Annotated in this window: 23 protein-coding genes; 10 read left to right on the forward strand and 13 right to left on the reverse strand. The window is 61.5% G+C overall.

Going from position 1 to position 25,467, the window contains the following annotated elements:
• Positions 1-139 precede the first annotated feature (139 nt).
• The 4 genes from trpS to OX460_RS08060 all read left to right on the forward strand — a co-directional run bounded on the left by trpS (position 140) and on the right by OX460_RS08060 (position 4,943).
• Positions 140-1,219, forward strand: a complete 1,080-nt coding sequence (gene trpS, locus OX460_RS08045; protein WP_251349144.1) for a tryptophan--tRNA ligase — start codon at positions 140-142, stop codon at positions 1,217-1,219.
• A gap of 129 nt (positions 1,220-1,348) precedes the next feature.
• The gene (locus OX460_RS08050) at positions 1,349-2,938 is read left to right on the forward strand and encodes a pyridoxal-dependent decarboxylase (RefSeq protein WP_289898347.1); all 1,590 of its coding nucleotides are present in this window, start codon (positions 1,349-1,351) and stop codon (positions 2,936-2,938) included.
• A gap of 35 nt (positions 2,939-2,973) precedes the next feature.
• On the forward strand, positions 2,974-4,215 hold the full coding sequence (locus OX460_RS08055; protein ID WP_289898348.1) for a voltage-gated chloride channel family protein: 1,242 nt from the start codon (positions 2,974-2,976) through the stop codon (positions 4,213-4,215).
• A complete protein-coding gene (locus OX460_RS08060; RefSeq protein ID WP_289898349.1) occupies positions 4,212-4,943 on the forward strand; it encodes a methyltransferase domain-containing protein in 732 nt (243 codons plus the stop codon). Before OX460_RS08055 ends, OX460_RS08060 begins: the two co-directional genes overlap by 4 nt.
• 6 nt (positions 4,944-4,949) lie before the next feature.
• Here OX460_RS08060 and OX460_RS08065 read toward each other — a convergent pair whose 3' ends face one another.
• Entirely contained in the window at positions 4,950-5,507 is a 558-nt protein-coding gene (locus OX460_RS08065) for an XRE family transcriptional regulator (protein ID WP_289898350.1), read from the reverse strand.
• A gap of 51 nt (positions 5,508-5,558) precedes the next feature.
• Between OX460_RS08065 and OX460_RS08070 the strand changes: the two genes are divergently transcribed.
• On the forward strand, positions 5,559-6,464 hold the full coding sequence (locus OX460_RS08070; protein ID WP_289898351.1) for a DMT family transporter: 906 nt from the start codon (positions 5,559-5,561) through the stop codon (positions 6,462-6,464).
• A 3-nt stretch (positions 6,465-6,467) separates the two neighbouring features.
• Here the strand turns inward: OX460_RS08070 and OX460_RS08075 are convergent, their stop codons facing one another.
• The 6 genes from OX460_RS08075 to OX460_RS08100 all read right to left on the reverse strand — a co-directional run bounded on the left by OX460_RS08075 (position 6,468) and on the right by OX460_RS08100 (position 13,692).
• Entirely contained in the window at positions 6,468-7,415 is a 948-nt protein-coding gene (locus tag OX460_RS08075; protein WP_289898352.1) for a cupin-like domain-containing protein, read from the reverse strand.
• Between the two features lie 52 nt (positions 7,416-7,467).
• Positions 7,468-8,454 carry a chemotaxis protein CheB gene (locus OX460_RS08080; RefSeq protein WP_289898353.1) on the reverse strand — a complete coding sequence of 329 codons (987 nt, stop codon included), beginning with the start codon at positions 8,452-8,454 and terminating at the stop codon, positions 7,468-7,470.
• Between the two features lie 126 nt (positions 8,455-8,580).
• Entirely contained in the window at positions 8,581-9,324 is a 744-nt protein-coding gene (locus OX460_RS08085) for a DNA-binding protein (RefSeq protein ID WP_046684938.1), read from the reverse strand.
• Between the two features lie 142 nt (positions 9,325-9,466).
• Positions 9,467-10,084: an LON peptidase substrate-binding domain-containing protein gene (locus OX460_RS08090; RefSeq protein WP_289898354.1), complete on the reverse strand. Its 618-nt coding sequence runs from the start codon at positions 10,082-10,084 to the stop codon at positions 9,467-9,469.
• Positions 10,085-10,151: 67 nt separating this feature from the next.
• On the reverse strand, positions 10,152-11,390 hold the full coding sequence (locus OX460_RS08095) for a DEAD/DEAH box helicase (protein ID WP_289898355.1): 1,239 nt from the start codon (positions 11,388-11,390) through the stop codon (positions 10,152-10,154).
• 118 nt (positions 11,391-11,508) lie between these two features.
• Positions 11,509-13,692 (reverse strand): TonB-dependent receptor, encoded by a 2,184-nt coding sequence (locus OX460_RS08100; RefSeq protein ID WP_289898356.1) that lies wholly within the window; start codon positions 13,690-13,692, stop codon positions 11,509-11,511.
• 284 nt (positions 13,693-13,976) lie between these two features.
• Here OX460_RS08100 and asd point away from each other — a divergent pair, with 284 nt between their 5' ends.
• Positions 13,977-14,825 (forward strand): archaetidylserine decarboxylase, encoded by an 849-nt coding sequence (gene asd / locus OX460_RS08105; RefSeq protein ID WP_251349155.1) that lies wholly within the window; start codon positions 13,977-13,979, stop codon positions 14,823-14,825.
• 17 nt (positions 14,826-14,842) lie between these two features.
• On the opposite strand, the gene OX460_RS08110 is transcribed toward asd, so the two are convergent.
• Positions 14,843-15,748 carry a LysR family transcriptional regulator gene (locus OX460_RS08110; protein WP_077403254.1) on the reverse strand — a complete coding sequence of 302 codons (906 nt, stop codon included), beginning with the start codon at positions 15,746-15,748 and terminating at the stop codon, positions 14,843-14,845.
• Between the two features lie 124 nt (positions 15,749-15,872).
• Between OX460_RS08110 and OX460_RS08115 the strand changes: the two genes are divergently transcribed.
• The 3 genes from OX460_RS08115 (at position 15,873) to OX460_RS08125 (ending at position 18,475) form a co-directional block, all read left to right on the forward strand.
• Complete coding sequence (locus OX460_RS08115) at positions 15,873-16,472, forward strand: NAD(P)H-dependent oxidoreductase (RefSeq protein WP_289898357.1); 600 nt, start codon at positions 15,873-15,875, stop codon at positions 16,470-16,472.
• 57 nt (positions 16,473-16,529) lie between these two features.
• Entirely contained in the window at positions 16,530-17,405 is an 876-nt protein-coding gene (locus OX460_RS08120; protein ID WP_289898358.1) for a pirin family protein, read from the forward strand.
• 116 nt (positions 17,406-17,521) lie between these two features.
• Positions 17,522-18,475 (forward strand): cation diffusion facilitator family transporter, encoded by a 954-nt coding sequence (locus tag OX460_RS08125; RefSeq protein WP_289898359.1) that lies wholly within the window; start codon positions 17,522-17,524, stop codon positions 18,473-18,475.
• Between the two features lie 110 nt (positions 18,476-18,585).
• Here the strand turns inward: OX460_RS08125 and OX460_RS08130 are convergent, their stop codons facing one another.
• The 5 genes from OX460_RS08130 to OX460_RS08150 form a co-directional block, all read right to left on the reverse strand.
• Entirely contained in the window at positions 18,586-19,083 is a 498-nt protein-coding gene (locus tag OX460_RS08130; protein WP_289898360.1) for a hypothetical protein, read from the reverse strand.
• 1 nt (position 19,084) lies between these two features.
• Positions 19,085-19,762 carry a potassium channel family protein gene (locus OX460_RS08135; RefSeq protein WP_289898361.1) on the reverse strand — a complete coding sequence of 226 codons (678 nt, stop codon included), beginning with the start codon at positions 19,760-19,762 and terminating at the stop codon, positions 19,085-19,087.
• Between the two features lie 297 nt (positions 19,763-20,059).
• Positions 20,060-22,312, reverse strand: coding sequence for a bifunctional (p)ppGpp synthetase/guanosine-3',5'-bis(diphosphate) 3'-pyrophosphohydrolase (locus tag OX460_RS08140; protein WP_077403237.1), 2,253 nt, complete (start codon positions 22,310-22,312; stop codon positions 20,060-20,062).
• A gap of 39 nt (positions 22,313-22,351) precedes the next feature.
• Positions 22,352-22,702: a RidA family protein gene (locus tag OX460_RS08145; protein WP_034784210.1), complete on the reverse strand. Its 351-nt coding sequence runs from the start codon at positions 22,700-22,702 to the stop codon at positions 22,352-22,354.
• A gap of 39 nt (positions 22,703-22,741) precedes the next feature.
• Positions 22,742-23,623: an alpha/beta hydrolase gene (locus OX460_RS08150; protein ID WP_289898362.1), complete on the reverse strand. Its 882-nt coding sequence runs from the start codon at positions 23,621-23,623 to the stop codon at positions 22,742-22,744.
• 349 nt (positions 23,624-23,972) lie between these two features.
• Between OX460_RS08150 and OX460_RS08155 the strand changes: the two genes are divergently transcribed.
• Positions 23,973-25,310 (forward strand): dicarboxylate/amino acid:cation symporter, encoded by a 1,338-nt coding sequence (locus OX460_RS08155; RefSeq protein ID WP_251349159.1) that lies wholly within the window; start codon positions 23,973-23,975, stop codon positions 25,308-25,310.
• The last annotated feature ends 157 nt before the right edge of the window (positions 25,311-25,467 follow it).

Consider the following 25,467-nt stretch of genomic DNA (forward strand, 5'->3'; position numbering starts at 1 on the left):
CCTGCTTGAATTGGTGGTCCCGCTCACTTTCGCGCGGCCACTGCATAGTGATGTGAATTTGATCCACGCCGCCTCGATCGGTGGCGTAACAGGCTCAGCCTGGATCATCCCCGATGCAGGCGGCTCAAAAGGAAACTTGATGAGCTTGCCTAATACGCCCGATACCCCCGACACCCAGGACCAGAACGACGCCGCGCCGCTGTCCGCCGCCGCCATCGCTTCGCAATCCGTGATCCTGACGGGCGACCGCCCCACCGGCCCCTTGCACCTGGGCCACTACGTGGGCAGCCTGCGCGACCGCGTGCGCTACCAGAACAGCTACAAGCAATTCATCATGCTGGCCGACGCGCAGGCGCTGACGGACAATATGGACGACATCGACAAGGTGCACCGCAATGTCGTCGAAGTGGCGCTCGATTACCTGGCCGTCGGCATCGACCCGACGAAAACCACCGTGTTCATCCAGTCGCAAATCCCGGAACTGGCCGAACTGACCTTTTACTACCTGAACATCGTCACCGTGGCGCGCCTCGAGCGCAACCCCACCGTCAAGGAAGAAATCCGCCTGCGCGGCTTCGAGCGCGACATTCCGGCCGGCTTCTTGACCTACCCTGCCAGCCAGGCGGCCGACATCACGGCCTTCAAGGCGGGCGTGGTGCCCGTGGGCGAAGACCAGATCCCGATGATCGAGCAAACGAATGAAATCGTGCGCCGCTTCAACCGCATGTACAACCGCGAAGTATTGATGGAATGCAAGGCGCTGGTGCCGGACATCGGCCGCCTGCCCGGCATCGACGGCAAGGCGAAGATGAGCAAATCGCTGGGCAACACGATCAACCTGGGCGCGACCCCGGCCGAAATCACGGCCGCCGTGAAAAAAGTCTATACCGACCCGCTGCACCTGCGCGTGGAAGATCCAGGCCACCTGGAAGGCAATATCGCCTTTACGTACCTGGATGCGTTTGACCCGGAAAAAGCGGCGCTGGCCGACATGAAAGCCCATTACGTGCGCGGCGGCCTGGGCGACAGCATCGTCAAGAAGCGCCTGGACCTGGTCTTGCAGGAAATGCTGGCGCCGATCCGCGCCCGCCGCGAAGAGTTCGCCAAAGACAAGGGACAAGTCATCCAGATGCTGAAAGAAGGCACCTTCAAGGCACGCGAAGTGGCGGCCCGCACGGCCGATGAAGTCAAGTCGGCGCTGGGCCTGAACTACTTCTGATCAGCAACAATAGCAAACTGATATAGCAAACTGATGCGCTCAGGCGGAGTCGGGTAAAATCCCGCTTCCGCCTGGGCGCAATTCGTTTGTCACCGTGGCACCAGCAATCCGTAGAGAAAACAACGCGCCATGACCGATACCCCTGTCGAACAGCTGCTGCAGCAGCATTTTTCCATCGATGCATTGCAGCAGGCGCCCGCGCCCCTGCGGCAGGCGCTGGGCATGCTGGGCGGCTGGCTGGCCGCCGAGCGCGACACGGCCTATCCGCACACGCCGTATGCGGAGCTGCTGACGCAGCTGTCCGACACCAGCCTGCCCGCGCACGGCATGCCCGTGGCGGATTTCCTGCAAGAACTAAACACCACCGTGCTGGCCAATACGGCCCAGCTGAACCACCCGCAATACATCGGCCACATGACCCAGGCCCTGCCCTGGATCAGCGTGCTGGCCGAAGCGTTTACGGCCACCCTGAACCAGAACCAGGTCAAGATCGAGACGGCGTACGTGTCGACCCTGATCGAAAAACAGATCCTGGGCTGGCTGCACCGCCAGGTGTATCAGCAGCCCGACGCCGTCTACACGCAAGCCATGGCCGCCACCAGCGGCGCGCTGGGCAATGTCGTCAACGGCGGCACCATGGGCAACTTGACGGCCCTGGCCGTGGCGCTGGAACAGCAGCTGCCCGGCACGCGCAAGCGGGGCCTGTTTGCCGCCATGCAAGAATCCGGCTATGCGGGGCTGGCCGTGATCGGCTCGGCCCGCAGCCACTATTCCGTCAAGAAGGCGCTGGCGACCCTGGGCCTCGGTGAAAACGCCTTGCACCTGGTGGCCGTCGACCGCGACAACCGCATCGACGTCCAGGCGCTGGAAGCGACGATTGCCGACTTGAAATTGCGCAATATCAAGGTCGTCGCCATGATCGGCATCGCCGGCACGACGGAAACGGGCGCCATCGACCCGCTGGCCGCCATGGCAGCCATTGCCGCGCGGGAAAGCATCTGGTTCCATGTGGATGCGGCCTGGGGCGGCGCGCTGCTGATCGCGGAACAGTACCGCGCGCTGTACGACGGCATCGCCCTGGCCGACTCCGTCGTCATCGACGGGCATAAATTGCTGTGGGTGCCGATGGCGCAAAGCATGGTGCTGTTCAAGGATAGCGCCAGCCTGAACTTGCTGAAGCACAACGCCAACTACATCTTGCGCGACAACTCGGGCGACCTGGGCCAGACTTCGCTGGAAGGCTCGCGCCGCTTCGATGCCTTGAAACTGTGGACCTCGTTCAAGGTGCTGGGCGTGTCCGGCTACACGACCTTGCTGCAGCAGGCGGCCACCTTGTCCGGCCAGTTGCAGGATTTATTGGCCGACCAGCAGGATTTCGAACTCGTCACGCGCTCCGACACCTTCATCCTGACCTACCGCTACGTGCCCGCGCATTTGCGCCAGCGTATGGACAGCTTGCTGGCCGGCGGCCAGCTGGACGCGGCGACCGAACTGAACAAGCAACTGAACACCTTGAACGCCAAGCTGCAAAACCGGCAAAAGGCGCAAGGCCACAGCTTTGTGTCGCGCACGGTACTCGAGTCGACGCGCTACCCCGGCCCGACCAATGTGCTGCGCGTGGTCATGACGAATGTCAAGACGCGCCCCCACCACTTGCGCGCCATCCTGGCCGAACAGCGGGCCATCGGCCAGGCGCTGACGGCGGAACTGGGATTGTAAGAGCGTTCCACCCATCAACCTTGACTGGATGCCCGATGCACCGCCTCAGCGCCCTCACCGATCTGTTAAAGCATCTGTTGAAATGGCTGCTGCTGGCGAGCGTCGTGGCCGTGCTGGCGGGCTCGGCCTCGGCCGCTTTCCTGTTCGCCCTGGACTGGGCCACGCGCACGCGCCTGGCGCACGCCTGGCTGATCTGGCTGCTGCCCGTGGCGGGCTTTGCCGTCGGCTGGCTGTATTTGCGCTATGGCAGCAGCGTCGAAGGCGGTGCGAATCTGCTCATCGATGAAATCCACGACCCGAAAAAAATCATCCCCTTGCGCATGGCGCCGCTGGTGCTGGGCGGCACCGTCGTCTCGCATTTGTTCGGCGCCTCCGTCGGACGCGAAGGCACGGCCGTGCAGATGGGCGGCGCGCTGGCCGACCAGCTGACCCGCATGTTTCGTTTGAACAATGAAGACCGCCGCATCATCCTGATGGCCGGCATCAGCGCCGGCTTTGCCTCCGTCTTCGGCACGCCGCTGGCGGGCGCCCTCTTCGGCCTGGAAGTGCTGGCCATCGGCCGCCTGCGCTATGAAGCCATGCTGCCTTGCCTGGCCGCTGCCGTCATCGCGGACCAGGTGGGCCTGCTGTGGGGCGTCCAGCATACGCATTACGCCGTACCGCTGATTCCCGCCTTTTCAACCTGGACCTTGTGCGCCATGGTCATCGCTGGCGTGCTGTTCGGCGTGACCGGCAAAGTGTTTGCGCAAGCCACGCACGGCTTGAGCGGCTGGATGAAACGCAAGATTACCTACGCCCCGCTGCGCCCGCTGGCCGGCGGTCTCGTCGTCGCGCTGGCCGTATGGCTGCTTGGCACGGACAAGTATATCGGCCTGGGCATTCCCACCATCGTCGACGCCCTGCAGGGACCGCTGCCCGCCTGGGATTTCCTCGGCAAGATGGCGTTCACCATCGTCTCGCTGGGCACGGGTTTCAAGGGCGGCGAAGTGACGCCCTTGTTCTTCATCGGCGCGACCCTGGGCAATGCGCTGGGTCCGCTGCTGCACCAGCCCGTCACCCTGCTGGCCGCCATCGGTTTTGTTGCCGTGTTTGCGGGCGCCGCCAACACGCCCATCGCCTCGACCCTGATGGCGATGGAGCTGTTCGGCGCGGAGATCGGCGTATACGCGGCCATCGCCTGCGTGGTGGCCTATTTGTTTTCCGGCCATGCGGGCATTTACCGGGCGCAGCGGGGCGGCCACGCCAAGCGCACGCCCCGCAAGGAACTCGACCCATGACACAGAATATCTACGACAACGACGCCTTCTTCACGGCCTACAGCCAGTTGCCGCGCTCCGTCGGCGGCCTCGACAGCGCGCCCGAATGGCCAGCCCTGCGCGCCATGCTGCCCGCCATGCAAGGAAAAAGCGTGCTGGACCTGGGTTGCGGCTATGGCTGGTTCTGCCGCTGGGCTGCCGAGGCCGGCGCGGCGCGGGTGCTGGGCGTGGACGTGTCGGAAAAGATGCTGGCGCAGGCAGCCGGCATGGGGGACCATGCGGCCGTCAGCTATGCCCGGCTTGATCTGGAACAACTGGCCTTGCCGCCAGCCAGCTACGACCTCGTCTACAGTTCGCTGGCCTTCCACTACGTCGAAGGCTACGCCACCCTGCTGGCCGCCATCCGCCAGGGTTTACAAGCGGGCGGCAAGCTGGTGTTTTCCATCGAGCATCCGATCTTCATGGCGCCGCGCCAGCCCGGCTGGCTGACGGATGCGCAAGGCCGCAAGCGCTGGCCCGTCGACAGTTACCAGCAGCAAGGCCCGCGCGTGTCGGACTGGCTGGCGCCGGGCGTGATCAAACAGCACCGCACCCTCGGCACGACCATCAATGCGCTGCTGCAAGCGGGTTTCCAGCTGGAACATGTGGAGGAATGGGGTCCCAGCGATGAGCAGGTCGCCCTGCAGCCGGCCCTGGCGGAAGAGCGCGAGCGGCCGATGCTGCTCCTCATCGGCTGCGGCCTGGCGTAGTACCCCTCAGCTGGCCACGTTGCGCGTGAAACGCAAGGTGGATGAGCCAGCGTTGACATAGCTGTACGCTTGCGCGCTGCTGAACACGAAGAAATCGCCCGTGCCCAGCGTTTTCGTCCCGGCCGCCAGCTCCAGCTGCAGCTCGCCTTCCAGCACATACAGCATTTCGCTGAAGCCGGCCGGGTCAGGCTCGGCATCGTAGCGCTCGCCCGGCGCCAGTATCCACGACCATAGCTCCACCTGGCGGCTGGCGGGCGCCGCCCCCAGCAGCACGGCCTGGCTGGCTTGCGATGCGCTTTGCCACATCAGCACGCGCAAGCTGTCGTGCGGCTGCCGCGGCGGCTGGACCAGGTCGACGAAGGCCACGTTCAAGGCGGCGGCCACGTGGTCGAGGTTGGCCAAACTGATGTTGGTGCCGCCCGCCTCGACGCCGTTGACCATGCGCCGGCTCAGGCCCGACTTGCGCGCCAGCTCGTCCTGGCTGAGGCCGGCGGCCAGGCGCAAGCGCCGCAGATTTTTGGCCAGGTGTTCCAGCACGCCACCGGCCTCGACTTGACTGCGCAATATATTGCTCCTATCATGATGGGAAATATTTTGCTCATAGCATAGCTCCCCATGAAAACACACGCAAGTCCCCCGCCCGCCCTCGGCATGCCCGAACTGGCCCTGATCGCCATCACCTTCATCTGGGGCGGCACTTTTCTCGTGGTGCAACATGCCATGACGGTCAGCGGGCCGCTGGCCTTTGTCGCCGCCCGCTTTGCCGTGGCCGCCAGCATCGGCGCCCTGATTTGCCGGGGCCAGCTGCGCCAGCTGACGAAAGCGGAGTTGCTGACGGGCATGGCCATCGGCGTGAGCATCTTCGGCGGCTATGCGCTGCAAACCTATGGCTTGATGTATATCACGAGCAGCAAGTCCGCTTTCATCACGGCTTTTTATGTGCCCATCGTGCCGCTGGTGCAATGGCTGGTCTTCAAGCAGCGGCCCCACCCTGCCGTGTGGGCGGCCGTCGTGCTGGCGTTCATCGGCTTGCTGTTATTGACGGGCACGGACGGCTTGAGCATGGGTTTTGGCACGGGTGAGCTGATCACGGCCGTGGGTGCCATCGCGATCGCTCTGGAAATCATCCTCATCAGCCGCGTCTCGCCGCAATTGAACATCCTGCGCGTGACCATCGCGCAACTGGCGACGGCGTCCCTGATCGCCCTGCTGCTGATGCCCGTCATGGGCGAAGCGCCGCCCGTCCTCAGCAAGACCTTCATCTTCAGCGTGCTGGCGCTGGGCTGCGCCAGCGCGCTGATCCAGTACGTGATGAACTGGGCGCAAAAGCGCATTTCCGCCACCAAGGCCACCTTGATCTATGCGGGCGAACCCGTGTGGGCCGGCGTGATCGGACGCATCGCCGGCGAGCGCCTGCCGGCCCTGGCCATCGTGGGGGCGGTATTGATCATCGCCGCCGGCATCCTCAGCGAGTGGCGGCCGAAGCGGGGCCGCGGCGCGGCCAAGGCCGTGCAACCATAAGCTTCAGTCCCCGCCCCGCCGCAGCGCCGCATCGCCATGCAAGGCCAGCGGCACGGCCCTGGCCCAGCGGTTCGAGGACAGCGAAAACGTCAGCGCCCGCACCTGGTGGTACCAGCCGGCGGGCACGTACAACATGTCGCCCGGCTCGACGAGGCATTCGATCATGGTGGCCTGGCGCGCGAGGGGAAAACGCTCGAAATCGGGCGCTTCCGGGTCGAATGGCGAGCCGAACAGGATGGCGTTCGCTTCGCTCGGATACAGGAATGCGTCGTGGTGCGGCGGCGATAACATGATGCGCTTGCGGCCCCACACTTGCGCGAAGATATTGTCGTCGTAATCGCAATGCAAAGGCGTCACCGTGCCGGCCGGCCCCACCCAGAAACGCGGTGGGCCCATCTTGTCGAAATACGCGGGCCAGTGGCACAAACGGTTCAGTTCGCGCAATTCCAGGTTGCCCAGGTAAGGCGGCAACGCGTGCCTGCCCTCTGCCACCAGGTCCAGGTATTGCCCCATCGACATATCCTGCATGGCGCGGTCGGCCGCAAAAGCCGTGTTGATGTAGTCGCCCACCCGCGCCCGCACGGGCACGTGGCTGAACTGTTCGCGCAAGACGTCGGGACCCAGGGCCGACAGGGGCCAGCGCTGCACCAGCCCGCGCATCAGGAAAGGCAGGCCCAGCGCGGCCCGCGCGCGGAAGGCGGCGGCGTCCAGCATGGCCAGGCGCGGCACCTCGGTGATGCTGGGCAAGTCGCGCGCCGCCTGCTTGATGGCCTCGCGCATGGCGTCGATCGAGGTGACGCCGCGCACCTGCGCATCCTTGGCTTCGCGCGCTTGCTTATGCGCAAGGGCTGTTGCGGCAGAACTGAATTCTGCTGGCGGCCTGGGCGGCAGTGCGCGCGTCGATATGGGGGCTGCCGCAAGCGGGAGCGGCTCTTTTTTTTCTGCAGACATAAATCTTCTTTGCGATCAGGCGTCGCGCGGCATGGCGCGACAGTGCGCTATTTTAAGCCAGCAAGGTCCGTTTCAGCACATCGGCCTGCTCGCCCGCCTGGCGCGCCTTGGCGGCATATTCGCTGGCCGTGCCCGGATGCAGCCAGGCCTGGGCCTTGGCGGCCAGGTTCAGGTACAGCCGTTCTTTTTCCTGCAGTGCCCTGACGGCCGCCCAGATGGCGTCTTCCGCCTTGTCATGCTGCAACTCGCCCAGCATTTGCGCCGTGAAACTGTGGCCCGTATGGCAGCGAAAACGCTGCGGCTGCTGGCCGTGCAGCTCCCACAGCGTGCCCTGGCATTCGGGACAGGTGAAAGTCGATGGCGTGGCAATTTTTTCCAGTTGGTCCATATTTCCCACTCCCCGGGCAAAACGGTTTTCCACGGCGATCCATGGGGGCGCGGGCGGCAAGGGTTGCGCGACGCGGGCCGGCGTGCCGCTGGCCAGCGCCAGCAGCGCCGAACCGATCTCGGCGGCCGGCAAGCGCCAGTCCACCCCCGCATGCTCGATCGCGCTTTGCGGCATCGACGGCGCCACCGCGTCCTGCGGCTCCTGCACCAGCGCCTTGCCGCCGCAAGCCTTGATGGCTTGCAAGCCTGCCGTGCCATCGTCGAGATAGCCGCTGAGGATCACGCCCACCACCTTCGGCCCGAAAGCGGCGGCGGCACTGCGGAACAGCGGGTCGATGGCGGGACGCGTATGGTTTTCCTTGGGGCCCCGGCTCAGCCCGACCGTCGCCTGGCCAGCCAGGTTGGCAACGAGCATATGCCGGTCCGGCGGCGCCAGCAGGATGCGCCCCGCGCGCACGGGTTCGCGCTCTTCGGCAAAGCGCACGGGCAAGGCGGAGGTTTTAGCGAGAATCTCGGGCAGCACGCTGCTGCGCCGCCCCACATGCGCGACCACCAGCACGGGTGCCGGCATATTGGCAGGCAAGGCGGAAAAGATGGCGGACAGCGCTTCCACGCCGCCCACCGAGGCGCCCATGACGATCAGCGTTTCCATGCCGGCCCCTTTCGCGCGCAGGTCCAGCAGTTATTCTGCGGCGCCTTGCATCGCGATTCCGTGCGCCGCCTAACACAGGGCCGCATGACGCCATGTCACCCTGGGACGCATCGGGGCCGGGCGTCCTCAGACGGGCGTCTTGAAAATCGGATCGACGATGAATTGCTGGGCCTTGATGCGCAAGGTGCGTTCTTCATCGAGCTCGGCGCGCGTTTCGCCCAGCTCTTCGCGTTCCGCTTCCAGTTCCAGGCGCGCGGCCGCCAGTTCCGTTTCCACGCGCGTCAGGCTTTCCAGCTTCAGCTGGGCCTGGATCAGTTCGGCGCGTGCCGCTTCGGCAGCCTCTTCCAGGCGCGGGATGCCTTCGAGCTTGAATTGCGCCTTGGCCAGGTCCATGCGCGCCTGCTCGGCCGCCTCTTCCAGGCGCGGCAAGCCTTCCAGGCGCAGCTGCGCCTTGGCCAGGTCCGTGCGGGCCTGGTTCGCCACTTGCCGCTCCCGTTCCAGCTCCTCGCGCAAGGTTTCCAGCTCGCCGGCCTGCAAGTCGAGCAACTCTTGCTGGCGCTCGTTCTCGCTGGCCAGGTCCATCAATTCCTGTTGATTGTCGTTCATCTCGGCTTCATGCGCGCTGTGGCTGGCGCTTAATTCCTGTCCTACATAATCGAGGATGGCTTGCTGCAGCACGGGCGACAGTTCGGCGGCGGCAGCGATCTGGCGCTGCGCACCCGCCTTGCGGCGCTGCAAGAGCTTGCTGATGGTGCCCAGGCAGGCGCCGTTGCCCAGCCGTTCGCGCAAGGCGCGCACCGTGATGGCCTGGCCTTCGCCCGCCATCGCTTCCATTGCCGCATTGATCTGTTCCGCGCTTACTTTTGCCATGTCGTTTACTCTTGAATATTGCTCAGGGCAATCTTGCCCAGGGGCATTATCTTATGCCAGCGGCGGCAAAGCGTAAAGTATTTCTCAATAGAAATTGCAATTGCACAACGGAAGCGTGTGCAAACATGCGGCTTCGGCTGATTTATTCTTCCAGCAAGCCATTTTCCGTCAGCATATCCTGCACCAGCTCCAGGCGCAGCACGGGATTGTCCTGGCTGAGCAAAAGCTGCTTCTGCATGGCGTTCAGAGACAGCAGCTCGCACCAGCGGTTCGCCACCCAGCCGCATTCGTCGAGCCGGTATGGCGGCTGCAGGGGCATTTGCTCAGGCGGGATCTTTTGCTCCTGCAAGGTGCGGATCAGGGCGCCGAGCGCGTCAGCCACGTTCTGCTGCTCTTGCGGGATGGGAATGGTTTTGTCGGGTGCCAGAGTTTCGATCCGCGCCACCCACAAGCCGTGCTTCAGCTGCTCGCTGGACACGATGTGAAAGCGCTGCATGCCCATGCATTTGATTTGCAGCAAACCCGACAGGGGCGCGGCCCAGTCGACGATGCGCGCCAGGGTGCCCACGGGCGCCAGGGTTTCCTGCTGGCCCGGCTTGCGCACTTCCGCACCGTCCAGCAGCTGCACCACGCCGAACAGCTGCTCGCCCATGATGCACTGACGTATCATGTCCAGGTAGCGTACCTCGAATATCTGCAGGGGCAGATAGCCATCGGGATACAGCACCGTATTGAGCGGGAACAAAGGTATCGAGGTCATAGGCGCATGATGGCACGAATGGCATATCCGTGCTGCGCGCCTTGCCCTGCCTGGCCAACTTCCCCGATTACTTGTAGAAGCGGCGTTTTTTCGCCCGCTCCGCCGCCTTCGGCGCCAGCACCTTCACGGCCTTTTTCTGTATCGTGCCGCCGGCGGACGTGCCCGGCACGCGGTGCTCGGCCTCGAAGCCCGGTTCTTCGCCGCGCTTGAGGGTTTGCCGGGTCAGCGCTTCCACGGCCGACAGCAATTCCACCTCGTCGGCGCAAACGAGCGAGACCGCTTCGCCCGAGGCGCCCGCGCGGCCCGTGCGGCCGATGCGGTGAATATAATCTTCCGCCACGGTGGGCAAGTCGAAATTGACGACGACGGGCAATTGATCGATGTCCAGGCCACGGGCAGCCACGTCGGTGGCTACCAGTACTTGCACCTCGGCAGATTTGAAGCGGGCCAGCGCGCGCAGGCGGTTCGGCTGCGTCTTGTCGCCGTGAATCGAATCGGCGCGCACGCCCTGCTCCAGCAAGGTGTTCACCAGCAGCTCGACACCCTTGCGCGTCTTGACGAAGACCAATACCTGGCCCCAGCGCTTTTTCTTCAGCAAGTGCAAAAACAGTTCCGGCTTGCGTTTCTTGTCGCACACGATCACCGACTGTTTCACGGCCTTGACCGTGCTGTTGCGCGCGCTGACCTCCACCGAGACGGGATCCTTCAGCATGGTTTTCGCCATGGCGCGGATGGCGTCCGAGAAGGTGGCCGAGAACAGCAGCGTCTGGCGCTGCTTGGGCATGGTCATCAGCAATATATCGAGTTCGCGCTCGAAGCCCAGGTCCAGCATGCGGTCAGCCTCGTCCAGCACCAGCGTCTGCACTTGCTCGAACTTGACGGCGCCCTGCGTCTGCAAGTCCAGCAAGCGGCCCGGCGTGGCCACCAGCACGTCGAGGCCCTTGCGCAATTTGCTGATCTGCGGCTCGATGGGTACGCCGCCATACGCGACAAAGCTGCGCAGCGGCAAGTTACCGCCATAGCTGCGGAAGCTCGCATAGACTTGCTCGGCCAGTTCACGCGTGGGCACGAGCACCAGCACGCGCACGCACTGGGGCGCCACCACGCCTTCCAGGGTCAGGCGCTGCAGCAGCGGCACGGCAAAGCCGGCCGTCTTGCCCGTACCCGTCTGGGCGGCGGCCATCAGGTCGCGCCCGGCCAGCACGGCAGGAATCGCTTGCGCCTGCACGGGCGTGGGCTTGGCATAGCCAAGCTCGTCAAGTTTGCGGACCAGGGGATCGATCAGGCCGAGGGAGGAAAACGTCATGGGAAAAGCAATCTTGGCAAAGGAAAAGGTGGCGCGCACGGACGGGCCGTGCGCGCGATTGCCGAGATTATAGGCCAGCGGGGATGCTGGCCGGGGTTTCACAACTAAAACATCGCCATCAGAACTTCATTTCCATGGTCGCGCGCGCCTGCGGCGAACTCGGCGAAATGTTGTTGCGCACGATCGTGCCGCTGGCGTCCGCATACGTGGTGGTGCTTTCAAAATCCTGCGCCAGCAAATTCGACACGGCCAGGCGCAACTGGTTCTTCGCATCGAATTTCCACAGCGCATAAATGTCGAGATCGCGCCGCGGCGACGTGTAGGCGCTCTGGCGCTCCGTGATGCGCACGGGGCCGCCATTGCGGAAATTGAAACTGCCGCCCGTGGTCAGCATGCCATCGGGCGTCTTGTAGTCGAGGCCAAAGTTGCCGCTGACGGGGGTTTGCTGGTCAAGCCGGTTGTCCGGTCCCGGCACGTGCTCCACCTGCGACCAGTTGCGGCTGACGCTGGCGCGCAAGTCGATGGCCGGCACGGGCGCTGCCAGCACGGCGCGCAGCGGGAACTTCGCTTCCAGTTCCAGTGTCTGCGTATTCGCGCGGCCGTCGTTGACGGGCGTCGATACCCAGCGCTCATTGATATATAACAAACCCTGGCGCGTGTAGCCATCGATGCGGCGGGCCGAGGCGCGCGCGCTGAGCAAGGCGCCTTCGGCCCAGTAATGTTCGTAGGAAGCGTCGATGCCCAGCGCCAGCTCCGGCTTCAGGTTCGGATTGCCTTCGCGGTCAGGCTCGGTCTGGCTATTGTTCGTCGACATCATACGGCGTGGAATCAGGCTGGAAGTGGCCGGCGCCTTGTAGGTGCGCGTCAAGGCCAGGCGCACCTGGTCGCCCTTGGTATCAGGCAATTTCCACAAGGTTTGCAGCAGCGGGCTCCAGACGCTGCTGCGCTGCTGCACCTCGTCATACGTGTTGCCGATACTGCGCGTATCGATGCCTTCCCAGCGCACGCCCGCATACATGGACCAGCGCGGCGTGATCTCCCACTCGTCCTGCGCATACAGCGCCAGGCGCTTGATGTCGGCATTGAAGTCTTCATCGACGTTGAATGGAGGGCGCCCGCCCGGCAAAGCCAGCTCGCGCTGCCAGCGCTCTTCGTCCCGCTTGCCGTAGCTGCCATCCCAGCCCATCGACAAGGCATGGCCCGGGATGAGCGGCGAAGAATACTTGCCGGTGGACGACACGCTCTTTTCCGACGCATCCACGCGCGCGCTGCGGTCCAGCGCCAGTCCCACGCCATCGATATGGCCGAGCGGATGGTTATCGGAGGAATTATTGCTCAGGCCTACGCGCAGTCCCAGTTCCAGCCTGGCGCCGCCATCGAGCTTGCGTACCCAGGTCAGGTCCGTACGGCCAAAGACATAATGGTTGCCGCCGTCGCTGTCATTCGTATCGTAGTCCGGCCGCAAGCCCATGAGCGTGTCGGTACGGCTGTGCGTACGGCTTTCGTTGCGTCCCACATTCAGGAAAAATTGCGCCGTCAGATTGTCGCCGCCGGGAAAAGCCCAGTTCAGGCGCGGCGACATATTGATGCCTTCCGAACGGCCATCGCCCGTGCCTTTGCTGCTGCGCAGCAGATTTTGCTGGCCTTCCGGCGCATAGCCCAGGTCCCGTGCCGGGTTTGCATAGTGATAGTCGTAGCGATAAAAGGAGGCCGCCAGCGAATAGGAAAAAATGCCATCCTTGTCCGACAATTGCAGGTTGCCATTGCTGGAAAACGCATCGCGCCCGCCCCCCACGCCCAGCTTGACGTCGCGCTGCGCCGTCTTGACGGCCTTTTTCAGCACCACGTTGATGGTACCGGCGATCGACTGCGTGCTGTATTCGGCGCTGGCCGCATGCAAGATCTCGATGCGCTCGATCACGTCGGGCGACAGGGTGTCGAGCGAAAAGCCGGCCGGCGCCCGCTCGCCGTTGAGCAATATCTGCGTGTAGCCGCTGCCCAGTCCGCGCATGCGGATTTCGCCGCCCGAGCGTCCGGCCGCGCCGGAAACGGTAATGCCGGGCAAGCGCTTGAGCACATCGGTGACATTCGTGTCGCCATATTTGAGGATTTCCTCGCTGCCCACGATCATCTTGCTGGCCGTATCGTCGCGGCGCGGATCGTAGCCGCTGCCCTTCACTTCGACGGTCTGCATGGCGGGAGCGGCGGATTTATCGGCCTTATCGGCCTTCAGCGGCGCAGCGGCGGCATCCGCGGCTGGCGTTTCGGATTGCTGGGCCTGGACATTCCAGGCAAGTAACACGGAGGAACAAAGGACGGTAAGGCGAAGGCAACGGCGTGGCATCATGACCTGGCTAAAAAAGTTGGCTGAATAAAAATGGCTAAAAGCTAAAAAACAGGCCGCTGTATTGTGCTGTAATTTTTTCCGCGTGGCACAGTTTCCTGAAAATATTTCCTATGGCAAATTAAATTCGGCGGCCGGCTGCGCTACACCCCCTTGCATACGGTACATATCATTGCGCGCCACATCGCCGCTATAATGCGTTTTCATCATTGTTCCCATCACCCCGTCAAAGGCTTCCCATCGTGTCTGACCGTCTTGCCGTTTTGCCTCAATATCTGCTGCCCAAGGGAGCGTTGACCAATTTTGCCGGCCGGATCGCCGGTGCCAAGGGCGGCGCCATGACGACGCGCCTGATCCGCTGGTTCGTCGGCCGCTACAACGTCAACATGGATGAGGCGCTGGACCCGGACATCACGCACTACGCGAGCTTCAACGACTTTTTCACGCGCGCGCTGCGCCCGGACGCGCGTCCGCTGGCGCAAGCGGACTACGTCTGCCCCGTCGATGGCCGCATCAGCCAGTTCGGCACGATCGACAAGGACCAGATCTTCCAGGCCAAGGGCCACCATTTCAGCACGACGGCCCTGGTCGGCGGCGATGCGGCCCTGGCAGCCCAGTTCGAACACGGCAGCTTCGCCAATCTGTACCTGAGCCCGCGCGACTACCACCGCATCCACATGCCCTGCGATGGCCGCTTGACGCGCATGATTTATGTTCCCGGTGAACTGTTTTCCGTCAACCCGACGACGGCGCGCGGCATTCCCGGCCTGTTCGCCCGCAACGAGCGCGTCGTCTGCGTGTTCGACACGGCCAACGGCCCCTTCGTCATGACCCTGGTGGGCGCCACCATCGTCGGCAGCATGGCCACCGTCTGGCACGGCGTCGTCAACCCGCCCCGCACGGGTGAAATTCGCGACTGGAGCTATGCGAACGACAATGTCGTGCTGAAACAAGGCGACGAGCTGGGCCGCTTCCTGCTCGGTTCCACCGTCGTCATGCTGTTCCCGAAAAACACGGTCGATTTCAATGCCAGCTGGCAACCGGCCGGCCCCGTGCAGCTGGGCGAAGTCATGGGCAAGCTGCCCAAGTAAGGCAGCAAGACGCGCGCCTAGACGGGCGCGTCGGTCCGGTACATTTCCTCCATCAAGTCCAGAAATGCGCGCGTCTTGGCCGGCATCAAGCGCCGGCCGGGAAACACGGCCCAGCCCGTGACGAGCGGAAAGCTCCATTCCGGCAAGACCCGCACCAGTTCCCCCGTCGCCACATACGCCTTGGCAAAGCGGTCCGTGCTGGCCGCGATGCCCACACCCGTGCACGCCATGCGCACCAGCAATTCCGGCGAGTTCGCCAGCAGGCGCACGGGCAAGTCCCGTTCCCACGTCGTCTTGCCGCGGATCAAAGTCCAGTGCACGAGGCCATGCACGGCGCGTGGCAAGCTCAATAAATCGTGGCCATACAGATCGTCGGGATGCTCGGGCAAGCCGTGCACGCTCGTGTATTGCGGCGAGGCATACAGCGCCAGGGTGCTGAAGGCCACGCGGCGTGCGGCCAGGCTGGCATCGTCGGGCAAGTTGCCCATGCGGATGGCCAGGTCGAAGTTCTCTTCCAGCAAATCCACGCGACGCGCCGACAAGTCCAGTTCCAGCGAAATGGCCGGATAGCGGCGCACGAACTCGGCCAGCACCTGGCGCATCAGCGTGTCGCCAAAATCGGCCGGCATGGAAATGCGCAGCAAGCCGCTGGGGCCTGCCTGGCGGTGCTGGGCCAGCGCGCCGGCCGCCTCCGTTTCTTCCACCACCTTTCGCGCATGCTCAAGCAGGCTGGCGCCGAATTCCGTCAGCGCCAGCTTGCGCGTGGTGCGCAGAAGCAGCCGTTCGCCCAATTTCGCTTCCAGCAGCGAGATGCGCCGCGACAGGGTCGACTTGGGCAAGTCCACGCGCACGGCAGCGCGCGAGAAACTGCCGCATTCGACGACGCGGGCGAACAGCAGCAAATCTCCGGGATCGATATCCATCACTGACCTTTACGTTCGATTGTTCCATTAATGGATTAATGTTATCCATTTTAACGGCTTCCGCATCAATTTTGGAATTGCTATAGTTCATCCATCGCAAGACACCTCACAACGGAGAAACAAGATGAACATCCTGCAAATCAATTCCAGCGCCCGCAGCACCGGTTCCGCCTCTACCCGCCTGGCTGACGCCATCGTTACCCGCGTACAAGCGGCCAACCCCGGCGCCACCCTGGTGCGCCGCGACCTGGCTGCCGCACCGCACCCCGTGCTCGACGAGCCGACCCTGCAGGCGCTGTTCACGCCAGCGGACAAGCGTACGCCGGAGCAGGCGGCCCGCATCGCCCTGGACGACGCGCTGATTGCGCAAGTGCAAGCGGCTGACGTCATCGTCATCGGCGCGCCCATGTACAACTTCGGCATCACCGTGCAACTGAAAAGCTGGTTCGATGCGATTGCCCGCGCCAACGTCACCTTCAAGTACACGGAAAACGGCCCCGTGGGCTTGCTGACCGGCAAGAAAGTCTACGTGGGCCTGTCCCGCGGCGGCTTGCACCGCGACAGCGCCAACGATAGCCAGGTGCCTTACCTGAACACCATGTTCGGCTTCCTGGGCCTGACCGACGTGCAATACGTGTATTCGGAAGGCATGGGCATGGGCCCGGAAGCCGTGGCCAAGGCGCAAGCCCAGGCGGACGCCGAGATCAACGCGATCCTGGTGTAATTCCCAGCAGTGAAAGGGGCGGCGCACTGGCGCCGTCCTGGCCTAGAGGAGAGAACAATGAGCGATACCACCACCGTCAACAAGCCACGCGCCGTCGAGCGCGTGATCGCCGGCCAGGCCGTCATGGATGGCGCCGGCGTGAAGATCAACCGCGTGCTGACGCAGCAGCTGCAGCGCCGCCTCGACCCGTTCTTGATGCTCGACAACTTTGCCAGCGACAAGCCGAACGACTATATCGCCGGCTTCCCCGAGCATCCGCACCGCGGCTTCGAGACCGTGTCGTACATGATCACGGGACGCATGCGTCACAAGGACAGCGCGGGCCACGAAGGCTTGCTGACCTCGGGCGGCGTGCAATGGATGACGGCCGGCAGCGGCGTGATCCACTCGGAAATGCCGGAACAGGAAGAAGGCGTGATGGAAGGTTTTCAGCTGTGGCTGAACCTGCCCGCGCGCGACAAGATGCGCACGCCGTGGTACCGCGACTTCAACAGCAGCGAAATCCCCCGCTACACGACGGCCGCGGGCGTGAACGTGCAAGTGATCGCCGGCGCCAGCCATGGCGTGACGGGTGCCGTGCAGCGCGAGCTGACGGAACCGCTGTACCTCGACATCGACTTGCCGGCCGGCGCCAGCTTCGAGCAGCCCTTGCCGCCAGGCCATAATGCCTTCCTGTACACGTTCCGTGGCGAAGTGCAAGTCGATGGCAAGGCCGTGCCCGCCCTGCGCATGGCGATTTTCGCCAACACGCCAGGGTCCGACGGCGTGCGCATCGAAGCGCCGCAAGGCGGCCGCGTGATCCTCGTCGCCGGCCAGCCCTTGAACGAACCGATCGCGCAATATGGCCCGTTTGTCATGAATACCCAGGCGGAAGTGTTCCAGGCCGTGCAGGATTTCCGTGAAGGGAAGTTTGGCGAGACGGCGGCGCAATAAAATTGCCTGTTCCATCAAAAACCTGCAGTCCTCCGGGCCTGCAGGTTTTTTTTCGTGCCGACTATATTGTTGCTTTTCAATTACACTGGCGGCAACATCATTCCACAAAGCATTCCATGCAGCCGACGCACACCGAACACGACGCCACCCATTTGCACGCCCACCTGAAGGGCGACGCCAAACACACCCACTCGTTCGAGGGGCGCAGCCAGAGTATCCTCGCCTGGGCGCTGGGGCTGACCCTGTCATTTGCCGGCATCGAGGTGGCGGCCGGCTTCCTGTCCAATTCGCTGGCCCTGATTTCCGACGCGGGCCACATGGTCACGGATGCGGCCGCGCTGGGCCTGGCACTGCTGGCGCAACTGATCGCGCGCCGCCCTCCTTCGCCCCGCCACTCGTTCGGCTTTGGCCGCGCCGAAGCGCTGGCCGCCTTCGTCAACGGCCTGGCCATGCTGTGCGTGGTGGGCTGGATCTGCTACGAAGCGGCGCTGCGCTTTTCCTCCCCGCAACCCGTGAAGGGCGGCATGGTCTTCATCGTCGCCTTCATCGGCCTGGCGATCAATATAGTCGTGGCGTGGGTATTGTCGAAAGATAAGCAAAGCGTGAACACGCGCGCCGCCCTCGTGCACGTGATGGGCGATTTGCTGGGCTCGGTCGCCGCCATCGTCGCGGGCGCCGTGATTTACTTTACGGGCTGGATGCAGATCGACCCGCTGCTGTCCGTGTTGGTGTCGCTGCTGATTTTAAAGTCGACATTCGGCGTGCTGCGCGAGTCCTACCATTTCCTGATGGAAGGCGTGCCCATGCACATCGACTACATCCAGGTGGGTGCGGACGTGGAACAAGTCGATGGCGTGATTGCCGTGCACGACTTGCACGTGTGGGACATGTCGCCGGGCCAGCCGGCCCTGATCGGCCACGTGGAAATCGAGCACCTCGACCATTGGCCGAAGGTATTGCGCGCGATCAAGAAAATGTTATTGAGTAAGCATGGCATCGACCACATTACTTTGCAGCCGGAGACGGCCACGATGGCGGGGCTGCATCAGAACAACAACATCCATCAATAAAACAAGAAGCCATGGTTAACAGTAGCTCAGGCCACAAGGGAGCACACAGCTACGCCATATATATCAGTCATACTGAAACATGCCCACCCTGGTGTGGAAAGAATCTCTTTCTAATCTTTCCGAAATTTCGTCAATTTTCTTTTTTTGAAAGAATCGGGAATTAAATTTCGGAGCAATTTATTTGTAGTCTTAAGATCAGGAAATACAATTGTTTTTGCATTAAGAGAAAAAATACCGCCCACAATCAATGCCACTGCGGCAACAGGTGGCAACATTGCATAAAAAATGAAATGGGTGGGATTTTCCCGAAAAATGGACTTCAAAGTAAGATGATATGCATGAGTTGAATCATACCGCTCAAGCAAATCGACATACAGCCCACCATCTTTCTGGACAGCCTGATGATACTGCTCTATGTCCTTAGCTATATCTTGGGCTAGGCGTCGGAGGTCAGACTCACTTACAATCGAACCGACATCTTTGGAGCGTATGATTTGTACCGTCATGAAATAGCAAAAATCAAATAAATACAAAAAATCAGCCAGTTCCAGAGCCGATATAGGACCTGACTTCGTACCCACAGTCACGTTTATTTCATTTTCACCCATGTTACCCACGTTCTTTCTCACTATTTCCTGCCAATGCCAAACTGCTGTAGATGGTGAAAGAGACCAGTGCTAGCGTCAATCCACACAGTACCTGAAAAATCACCAAGCAACGGGTAAGCCAAACTGCGGGGCTTATATCACCATAGCCAATAGTTGTCATTGTAATGCCGCTAAAATAAATAGCCTGTATGACATTATCGAACCCAACACCGTTTGCAAAATTAAAAAAATGAGATGGCAAAATATAATAAAGTGTGCCAAAACCAAACATCAATTCGATATAGCTTTTCAAGGCCAATTTCAGCCTGTCGCCATATGACAACTTACTGCTTGACTCCCCCCCATTAAGTTTATCCACAGCATCATCCATGAATGCCTTGAATATCTCAACAGCTCGCGAGAAGAAAATTGTCCAGCCAAAGCTCAAGCATATGCTGTAATTTATCCACTTATAATACTCATGACCATAGAAACTTTGTTGAAACAAAAAATTAGCTATGATCGAGAAAATTATAGTTGCAAAAAAATAATAGTTATTATATGACTTTATACCATTCGTCAATTTATTTTTTGCAACATCTACATCTTCTTCCTTCGAAAATATTTCTTTTTTTCTTTTTTCGGCAAACTTGTAAGTTGGCGAAAATACCCAAAAAAATATACTTTTAACCTCATTCATACACACGCCATAGCCTCACGAAACAATTCTAAATAATTTTCAAATATATCACAAATTTACATGGAATGTATTTTTAAAAACAACTATTCAAAATGCCTATTCGCACCTCATCAAAATACTCAATGAAAGCATTCAGCACTCTGTCCAAAAACACTTCATTATCAGCTGCATGGGCTTTACCGAAATTTGAGATTAGACCACCTTTCGGCGTCACCAAATCCGACGGGTTGGAGATAATATGCAGGCTAACGTAAAGAGACGGCGACCGAAAAATTGTTGGCTAAGGATGGAATAAAGTCAGCTACGCCGGGCTTCCAGCACCCCACTCACATCTTTTATGACATTCAGCGCCTTCAACAACTGCGCCGTCGAACTGATCTCGGCCGTAAACGTCATGCGGGCCTGGCCCTTGGCGCTTTGGGTGTTGACGCCGATCACGTTGATCTTTTCGCGCGAAAAGATTTCGGAGATGTCGCGCAGCAAGCCCTGGCGGTCGCCGGCCAGGATGAAGATGTCGACCGGATACACGGTGTCGTGCCCGCCCGTGCTGCCCCATTCCGTGAAGATCACGCGCTCGGGCGATTTGGCGCGCATTTCCTCGAAGTTCTTGCACGTGGCGCGGTGAATCGAGACGCCCTTGCCGCGCGTCACGAAACCGACGATGCTGTCCGGCGGCGCCGGCTTGCAGCACTTGGCCAGCACCGTCATGAGGCCTTCCGTGCCCACCACCAGCACGCCGGACTTGGCGCCCTGCTCCACGCTGGACGCGCGGCTTTTGCCGACCAGAACGGCGTCTTCCGGCACCACCACTTCGCCATTGTCGTGCAGCGCCTGCTCCACGTGGCGCAGGCTGAATTCATCCTTGCCGACCGACAGGAACAGTTCGTCGACTTTCGCAAAGCCCAGCTTTTGCGCCAGCGCTTCGAGGTTGACGGCCGTCTTGCCTTCGCGCTGCAAGGACTTTTCCACCAGCGCGCGGCCGTGGGCCAGGGTTTCCTGCATGTCGATGGCGTGGAACCAGGCGCGTATCTTCGAGCGCGTGCGCGTGCTGACGGCGTAGCCGGCGCTGAGCCAGTCGCGCGACGGCCCCGCCGTGCCCGGCGCACCCTTGGCCGTGATGATTTCGCAGGTCTGGCCGTTCTTCAATTGCGTATTTAACGGCACCATGATGCCGTCGACCTTGGCGCCGCGGCAGCGGTGGCCCACGTCCGTATGCAGGTGATACGCAAAATCGACGGGCGTGGCGCCCACGGGCAATTCCAGCACCCGCGCCTGCGGCGTCATGACGAAGATGCGGTCGTCCAGGGTGGCGGATTTCAGCTTTTCCACCCATTCGCGCTGGATTTCTTCCTGGCCTACGACGGCGTCGGCCACCTCGGTTTTCCACGCCAGCAACTGGCGCAGCCAGGCGATCTTTTCGTCGTATTTCTGGCCGGCAAAGTTCGAGCCGCCCTCTTCCTTGTAGCGCCAGTGCGCGGCCACGCCGTACTCGGCAAAGCTGTGCATTTCATTCGTGCGGATTTGCACTTCCAGCGGACGGCCATCCTCGGCCGTCACCACCGTGTGCAGCGACTGGTAACCGTTGGGTTTCGGCCGCGAAATGTAATCGTCGAATTCTTTCGGGATGGGGGTCCAGATATTGTGGACCACGCCCAGCACCGTGTAGCAGGTTTTCACGTCGGCGACGATGACGCGGAAGGCGCGCACGTCGTACAGGGCCGTAAAGTCCAGCTCCTTGCCGCGCATCTTGTTCCAGATGCTGTAAATGTGTTTCGGGCGGCCAAACACTTCCGCCTGGATACCGGCCGAGGCCAGCTCCGTCTGCAGGCGCAAGATCGCCGAGGAAACAAAACCCTCGCGCATCATGCGCTTTTCTTCCAGCATCTTGGCGATGCGTTTATACGCTTCCGGCTCGATGAAGCGGAACGACAAATCTTCCAGTTCCCACTTCAGCTGCCAGATACCGAGGCGGTTGGCCAGCGGCGCGTACAGGTCCAGCGTTTCCTTGCCATACTCGCGCGTCATTTCATTGAACAGTTTTAGTTCAGCAAAGTAACGCAAGGTGGTCACGCAGGCAGCCAGGCGCACCAGCACGACGCGCATGTCGGACGCCATCGCCAGCAACATCTTGCGCAGGGTTTCCACCTGGGCCACGGCTTGCTGCGCCGCATTCTTGCCGCGCCCGCCAGCGCTGCCATGCTGCGCCTGGGTCAGCGCGCGCAAACGGATCAGCTGGCGCACGCCTGTTGCCAGGTCGCACACCTGCTTGCCGAAGCGCGGCTCGATATCGGCCGCCGTGTCGGGTTCCAGCAGGGTCAGCTCGAACATCAGGCCGGCGATGCGCGTTTCCGCATCGCTGCGCAGGAAAGCGAGCGTGGTGGCCACGCCGAGGGCGAACTCCAGCGCGGAGCGGCCGGCAAAGGTCAGCTTGTCGCCATACGCTTCGGTGGCATACGCGAGCGCGTCCAGCACGCGCGCGCTGTCCGGCGCACTCAAGCCCTCTACCAGTTGTTCCGAGGTGACGCTATTCGGGGCCGAGATGGAAACCATGTAATACCTTTAAACTTAATAACTCAACAACTGAATAACTTAACGCTCTGCAGCGATGATGACGATTTCCACCAAGCAAGCCGGATTGGCCAGCTTCGCTTCCACCGTGGCGCGCGGCGGCGTGTGGCCGGAAGCCACCCAGTCATCCCACACTTCATTCATGCCGGGAAAATCTTTCATGTCGGCGATGTATATCTGGCATGACAGGATGCAAGTCTTGTCGCTGCCCGCTTCCATCAGCAGACGGTCGACGTGGCCGAGCACTTCGCGCGTCTGGCCGACGATGCCTTGCGTGGTGTCTTCCGCGATCTGGCCAGCCAGGTAGATGGTGTTGTTGTGTATGGCTACTTCGGAGAGGCGTTTGCCTACGTGCAGTCGTGTAATTTCCATGCTTCTTCTTTCGGTTGTTTCAAAATCTGTACAGCGGTATTACTTGCCCAGCAAAAATTTGCGGGCGATGGCGATCTGGTCGTCGTGCACGAACGTGGGCGCATGGCCGACGCCGGCGATTTCCACCAGCTCCGCCTTCGGGCCGCGGCCCAGCATGCGCGTGGCCGTCTCGTGCGACAGCAGATCGGATTCCGAGCCGCGCACCAGCAAGGTGGGGCAGCGCACGGCATCATACGCGGCCCACAGCATGGCTTCGTCGCTGGCCGCCGATTCCGGCGTGGCCGAGCGGAACGGCATGGCCAGTCCCATATCATAGTGGCGGCGCCAGTGGCCATCCTTATCCTGGCGCAACACATCCACCGCCAGTTTATGCCATTCCGCGTCCGTGTGCGGACCGAAGCTGGCGGACACGTCGCGCACGAACCTGGCGCCTTGCTCGAATGTCTCGAAACGCAGGTCCTGGCCGATGTAGTCGCCGATGCGCTGCAAGGCTTCCGGCGCCAGTGTCGGGCCGATATCGTTCAAGACCAGCTTGCTGATCGGGCTGTCCGGCAACGATGCCAGGCCCAGGCCGATCAAGCCGCCCATCGAGGTGCCGAACCAGTCCACCGTCTGGCGCTCGCCATTGGCCAGCACGCGCGCCAGCAGGGTCACCATGTCGCTCACATATTGCGGCACGCGGTAAAACTGCGGGTTGGCCAGCCAGCCCGAGCGCCCGCGTCCCACCACGTCGGGGCAGATCACGCGGTAATCGCTGGCCATGGCGCGCGCCAGGTTGTCGAAGTCGTCCGCCACGCGCGTCACGCCATGGGCGCAGACGAGCACGTTCGGATTGTCCGCCGCGCCCCACTCTTTATACGACATGGTGTGCAAGCCTGCGGGGGAAATGCACTGGACGGTTTTGATGCTGGCTTCGATCATGCGATTCCTTATAACACCGGAGAAAACCTACTGCGCGTCGGTGGTTGCGGCCTGCGATGCTCACCGTACCAAAGTACGGTTGCGCTTCTCGGCCACAACTCCCTTCCGCTCGCTACGGATTTGTCCGGCGTCGTTATTTGGTAGTAAAAAACAAAGAAACCGGCGATTTGCCGGTTGCCTCGCGCGCGACGCTACGGCAGTGTAGCGCAGCGCGGGCAATGCTCCAAGCGCGCGCCTGAAATGCTGCGGCGCAGCACAGCACTGGCACCTTCGCCATGGCGCAATACCCGATATAGCGAAAATGCATATCTGCGGTTATCCACAATTGAGCCTGCCTGGCAATGGGCGGATGATCGCAGCATCAACCCGCAAGAGGAGACCACTCGTGAAAAAACCATTCTATAAAATCCTGTACGTACAGGTGCTGTTCGCCATCGTGGCTGGCGTGCTGCTGGGGGTGTTCTACCCATCGAACGCCGTCGACATGAAACCGCTGGGCGACGGCTTTATCAAACTGATCAAGATGATCATCGCCCCGGTGATCTTCTGTACCGTGGTCTCCGGCATCGCCGGCATGCAGGATGTGAAGAAAATCGGCCGCGTGGGCGGCAAAGCGCTGCTGTACTTCGAAGTGGTCTCCACCTTCGCGCTGGCCATCGGCTTGCTGGTTGCTAACATCCTCAAACCGGGCGCCGGCTTCAACGCCGATCCGGCCCACCTGGACGCCAAGTCGATCGCGCAATACACGCACGCCGAAGGCATGAGCACCGTCGACTTCCTGATGAATATCATCCCGAAGACCTTCGTCGACGCCTTCGCCAAGGGCGACATCCTGCAAGTGCTGCTGATCGCCATCCTGTTCGGCTTTTCGCTGTCCCTGCTGGGCGAGCGCGGCCGGCCGGTCACCAAGCTGATCGACGAGCTGTCGCATGCCATCTTCGGCATGGTCAACATCATCATGAAAGTCGCTCCCATCGGCGCATTCGGCGCGATGGCCTTTACCATCGGTAAATACGGCCTGGCTTCACTGATCCCGCTGGCGAAACTGATGGGTTCCTTCTACCTGACCTGCTTCCTGTTCGTCTTCGTCGTGCTGGGCCTGATCGCCAAGTACACGGGCTTTTCCATCGGCCGCTTCTTGTTGTACATCAAGGAAGAACTGCTGATCGTGCTCGGTACCAGCTCGTCGGAATCGGCCCTGCCGGCCCTGATGAAAAAACTCGAACGCCTCGGTTGCTCCAAGCCAGTCGTCGGCCTGGTCGTGCCTACCGGCTACTCGTTCAACCTGGACGGCACCAATATCTACATGACCATGGCTGCCCTGTTCGTGGCGCAAGCTACCAACACGGAACTGACCATCTGGCAGGAACTGACCATCCTGGGCGTGGCGATGCTGACCTCGAAAGGCGCGTCCGGCATCACGGGCGCCGGCTTCATCACCCTGGCCGCCACCCTGGCCGTGGTGCCGACCATCCCCGTGGCCGGCATGGCGCTGATCCTGGGCATCGACCGCTTCATGAGCGAATGCCGCGCGCTGACCAACTTTGTCGGCAACGGCGTGGCCACCATCGTCGTGTCGAAATGGGAAAAAGAACTGGACATGGACAAGCTGCACAGCGAGCTGGCCCATCCAACCCACCCGACCGACGACGCGTATGTCGCCCCGACCGTGAATATCGTCAAGTAAGCTGTACTCTTCATTGAAAAGCCCCGCAGAGCGATCTGCGGGGCTTTTTTCATGCGCGCAGGCTTTTGCCTGCATCATCAACAAACAGTAAATCATGCATCAATATTTTACTGTATGATCAATGAATGAAAAACCATTACAGTACTGTCACCTGTTC

Source organism: Janthinobacterium sp. SUN033, assembly GCF_030397595.1.
Taxonomy (GTDB): domain Bacteria; phylum Pseudomonadota; class Gammaproteobacteria; order Burkholderiales; family Burkholderiaceae_D; genus Janthinobacterium; species Janthinobacterium kumbetense.

Coding starts and splice junctions, on each gene's coding strand:
- trpS (WP_251349144.1), top strand. CDS start 140: ATGAGCTTGCCTAATACGCCCGATACCCCCGACACCCAGGACCAGAAC.
- OX460_RS08050 (WP_289898347.1), top strand. CDS start 1,349: ATGACCGATACCCCTGTCGAACAGCTGCTGCAGCAGCATTTTTCCATC.
- OX460_RS08055 (WP_289898348.1), top strand. CDS start 2,974: ATGCACCGCCTCAGCGCCCTCACCGATCTGTTAAAGCATCTGTTGAAA.
- OX460_RS08060 (WP_289898349.1), top strand. CDS start 4,212: ATGACACAGAATATCTACGACAACGACGCCTTCTTCACGGCCTACAGC.
- OX460_RS08070 (WP_289898351.1), top strand. CDS start 5,559: ATGAAAACACACGCAAGTCCCCCGCCCGCCCTCGGCATGCCCGAACTG.
- OX460_RS08075 (WP_289898352.1), bottom strand. CDS start 7,415: ATGTCTGCAGAAAAAAAAGAGCCGCTCCCGCTTGCGGCAGCCCCCATA.
- OX460_RS08080 (WP_289898353.1), bottom strand. CDS start 8,454: ATGGAAACGCTGATCGTCATGGGCGCCTCGGTGGGCGGCGTGGAAGCG.
- OX460_RS08085 (WP_046684938.1), bottom strand. CDS start 9,324: ATGGCAAAAGTAAGCGCGGAACAGATCAATGCGGCAATGGAAGCGATG.
- OX460_RS08090 (WP_289898354.1), bottom strand. CDS start 10,084: ATGACCTCGATACCTTTGTTCCCGCTCAATACGGTGCTGTATCCCGAT.
- OX460_RS08095 (WP_289898355.1), bottom strand. CDS start 11,390: ATGACGTTTTCCTCCCTCGGCCTGATCGATCCCCTGGTCCGCAAACTT.
- OX460_RS08110 (WP_077403254.1), bottom strand. CDS start 15,748: ATGGATATCGATCCCGGAGATTTGCTGCTGTTCGCCCGCGTCGTCGAA.
- OX460_RS08115 (WP_289898357.1), top strand. CDS start 15,873: ATGAACATCCTGCAAATCAATTCCAGCGCCCGCAGCACCGGTTCCGCC.
- OX460_RS08120 (WP_289898358.1), top strand. CDS start 16,530: ATGAGCGATACCACCACCGTCAACAAGCCACGCGCCGTCGAGCGCGTG.
- OX460_RS08125 (WP_289898359.1), top strand. CDS start 17,522: ATGCAGCCGACGCACACCGAACACGACGCCACCCATTTGCACGCCCAC.
- OX460_RS08130 (WP_289898360.1), bottom strand. CDS start 19,083: ATGGGTGAAAATGAAATAAACGTGACTGTGGGTACGAAGTCAGGTCCT.
- OX460_RS08135 (WP_289898361.1), bottom strand. CDS start 19,762: ATGAATGAGGTTAAAAGTATATTTTTTTGGGTATTTTCGCCAACTTAC.
- OX460_RS08140 (WP_077403237.1), bottom strand. CDS start 22,312: ATGGTTTCCATCTCGGCCCCGAATAGCGTCACCTCGGAACAACTGGTA.
- OX460_RS08145 (WP_034784210.1), bottom strand. CDS start 22,702: ATGGAAATTACACGACTGCACGTAGGCAAACGCCTCTCCGAAGTAGCC.
- OX460_RS08150 (WP_289898362.1), bottom strand. CDS start 23,623: ATGATCGAAGCCAGCATCAAAACCGTCCAGTGCATTTCCCCCGCAGGC.
- OX460_RS08155 (WP_251349159.1), top strand. CDS start 23,973: ATGATCGCAGCATCAACCCGCAAGAGGAGACCACTCGTGAAAAAACCA.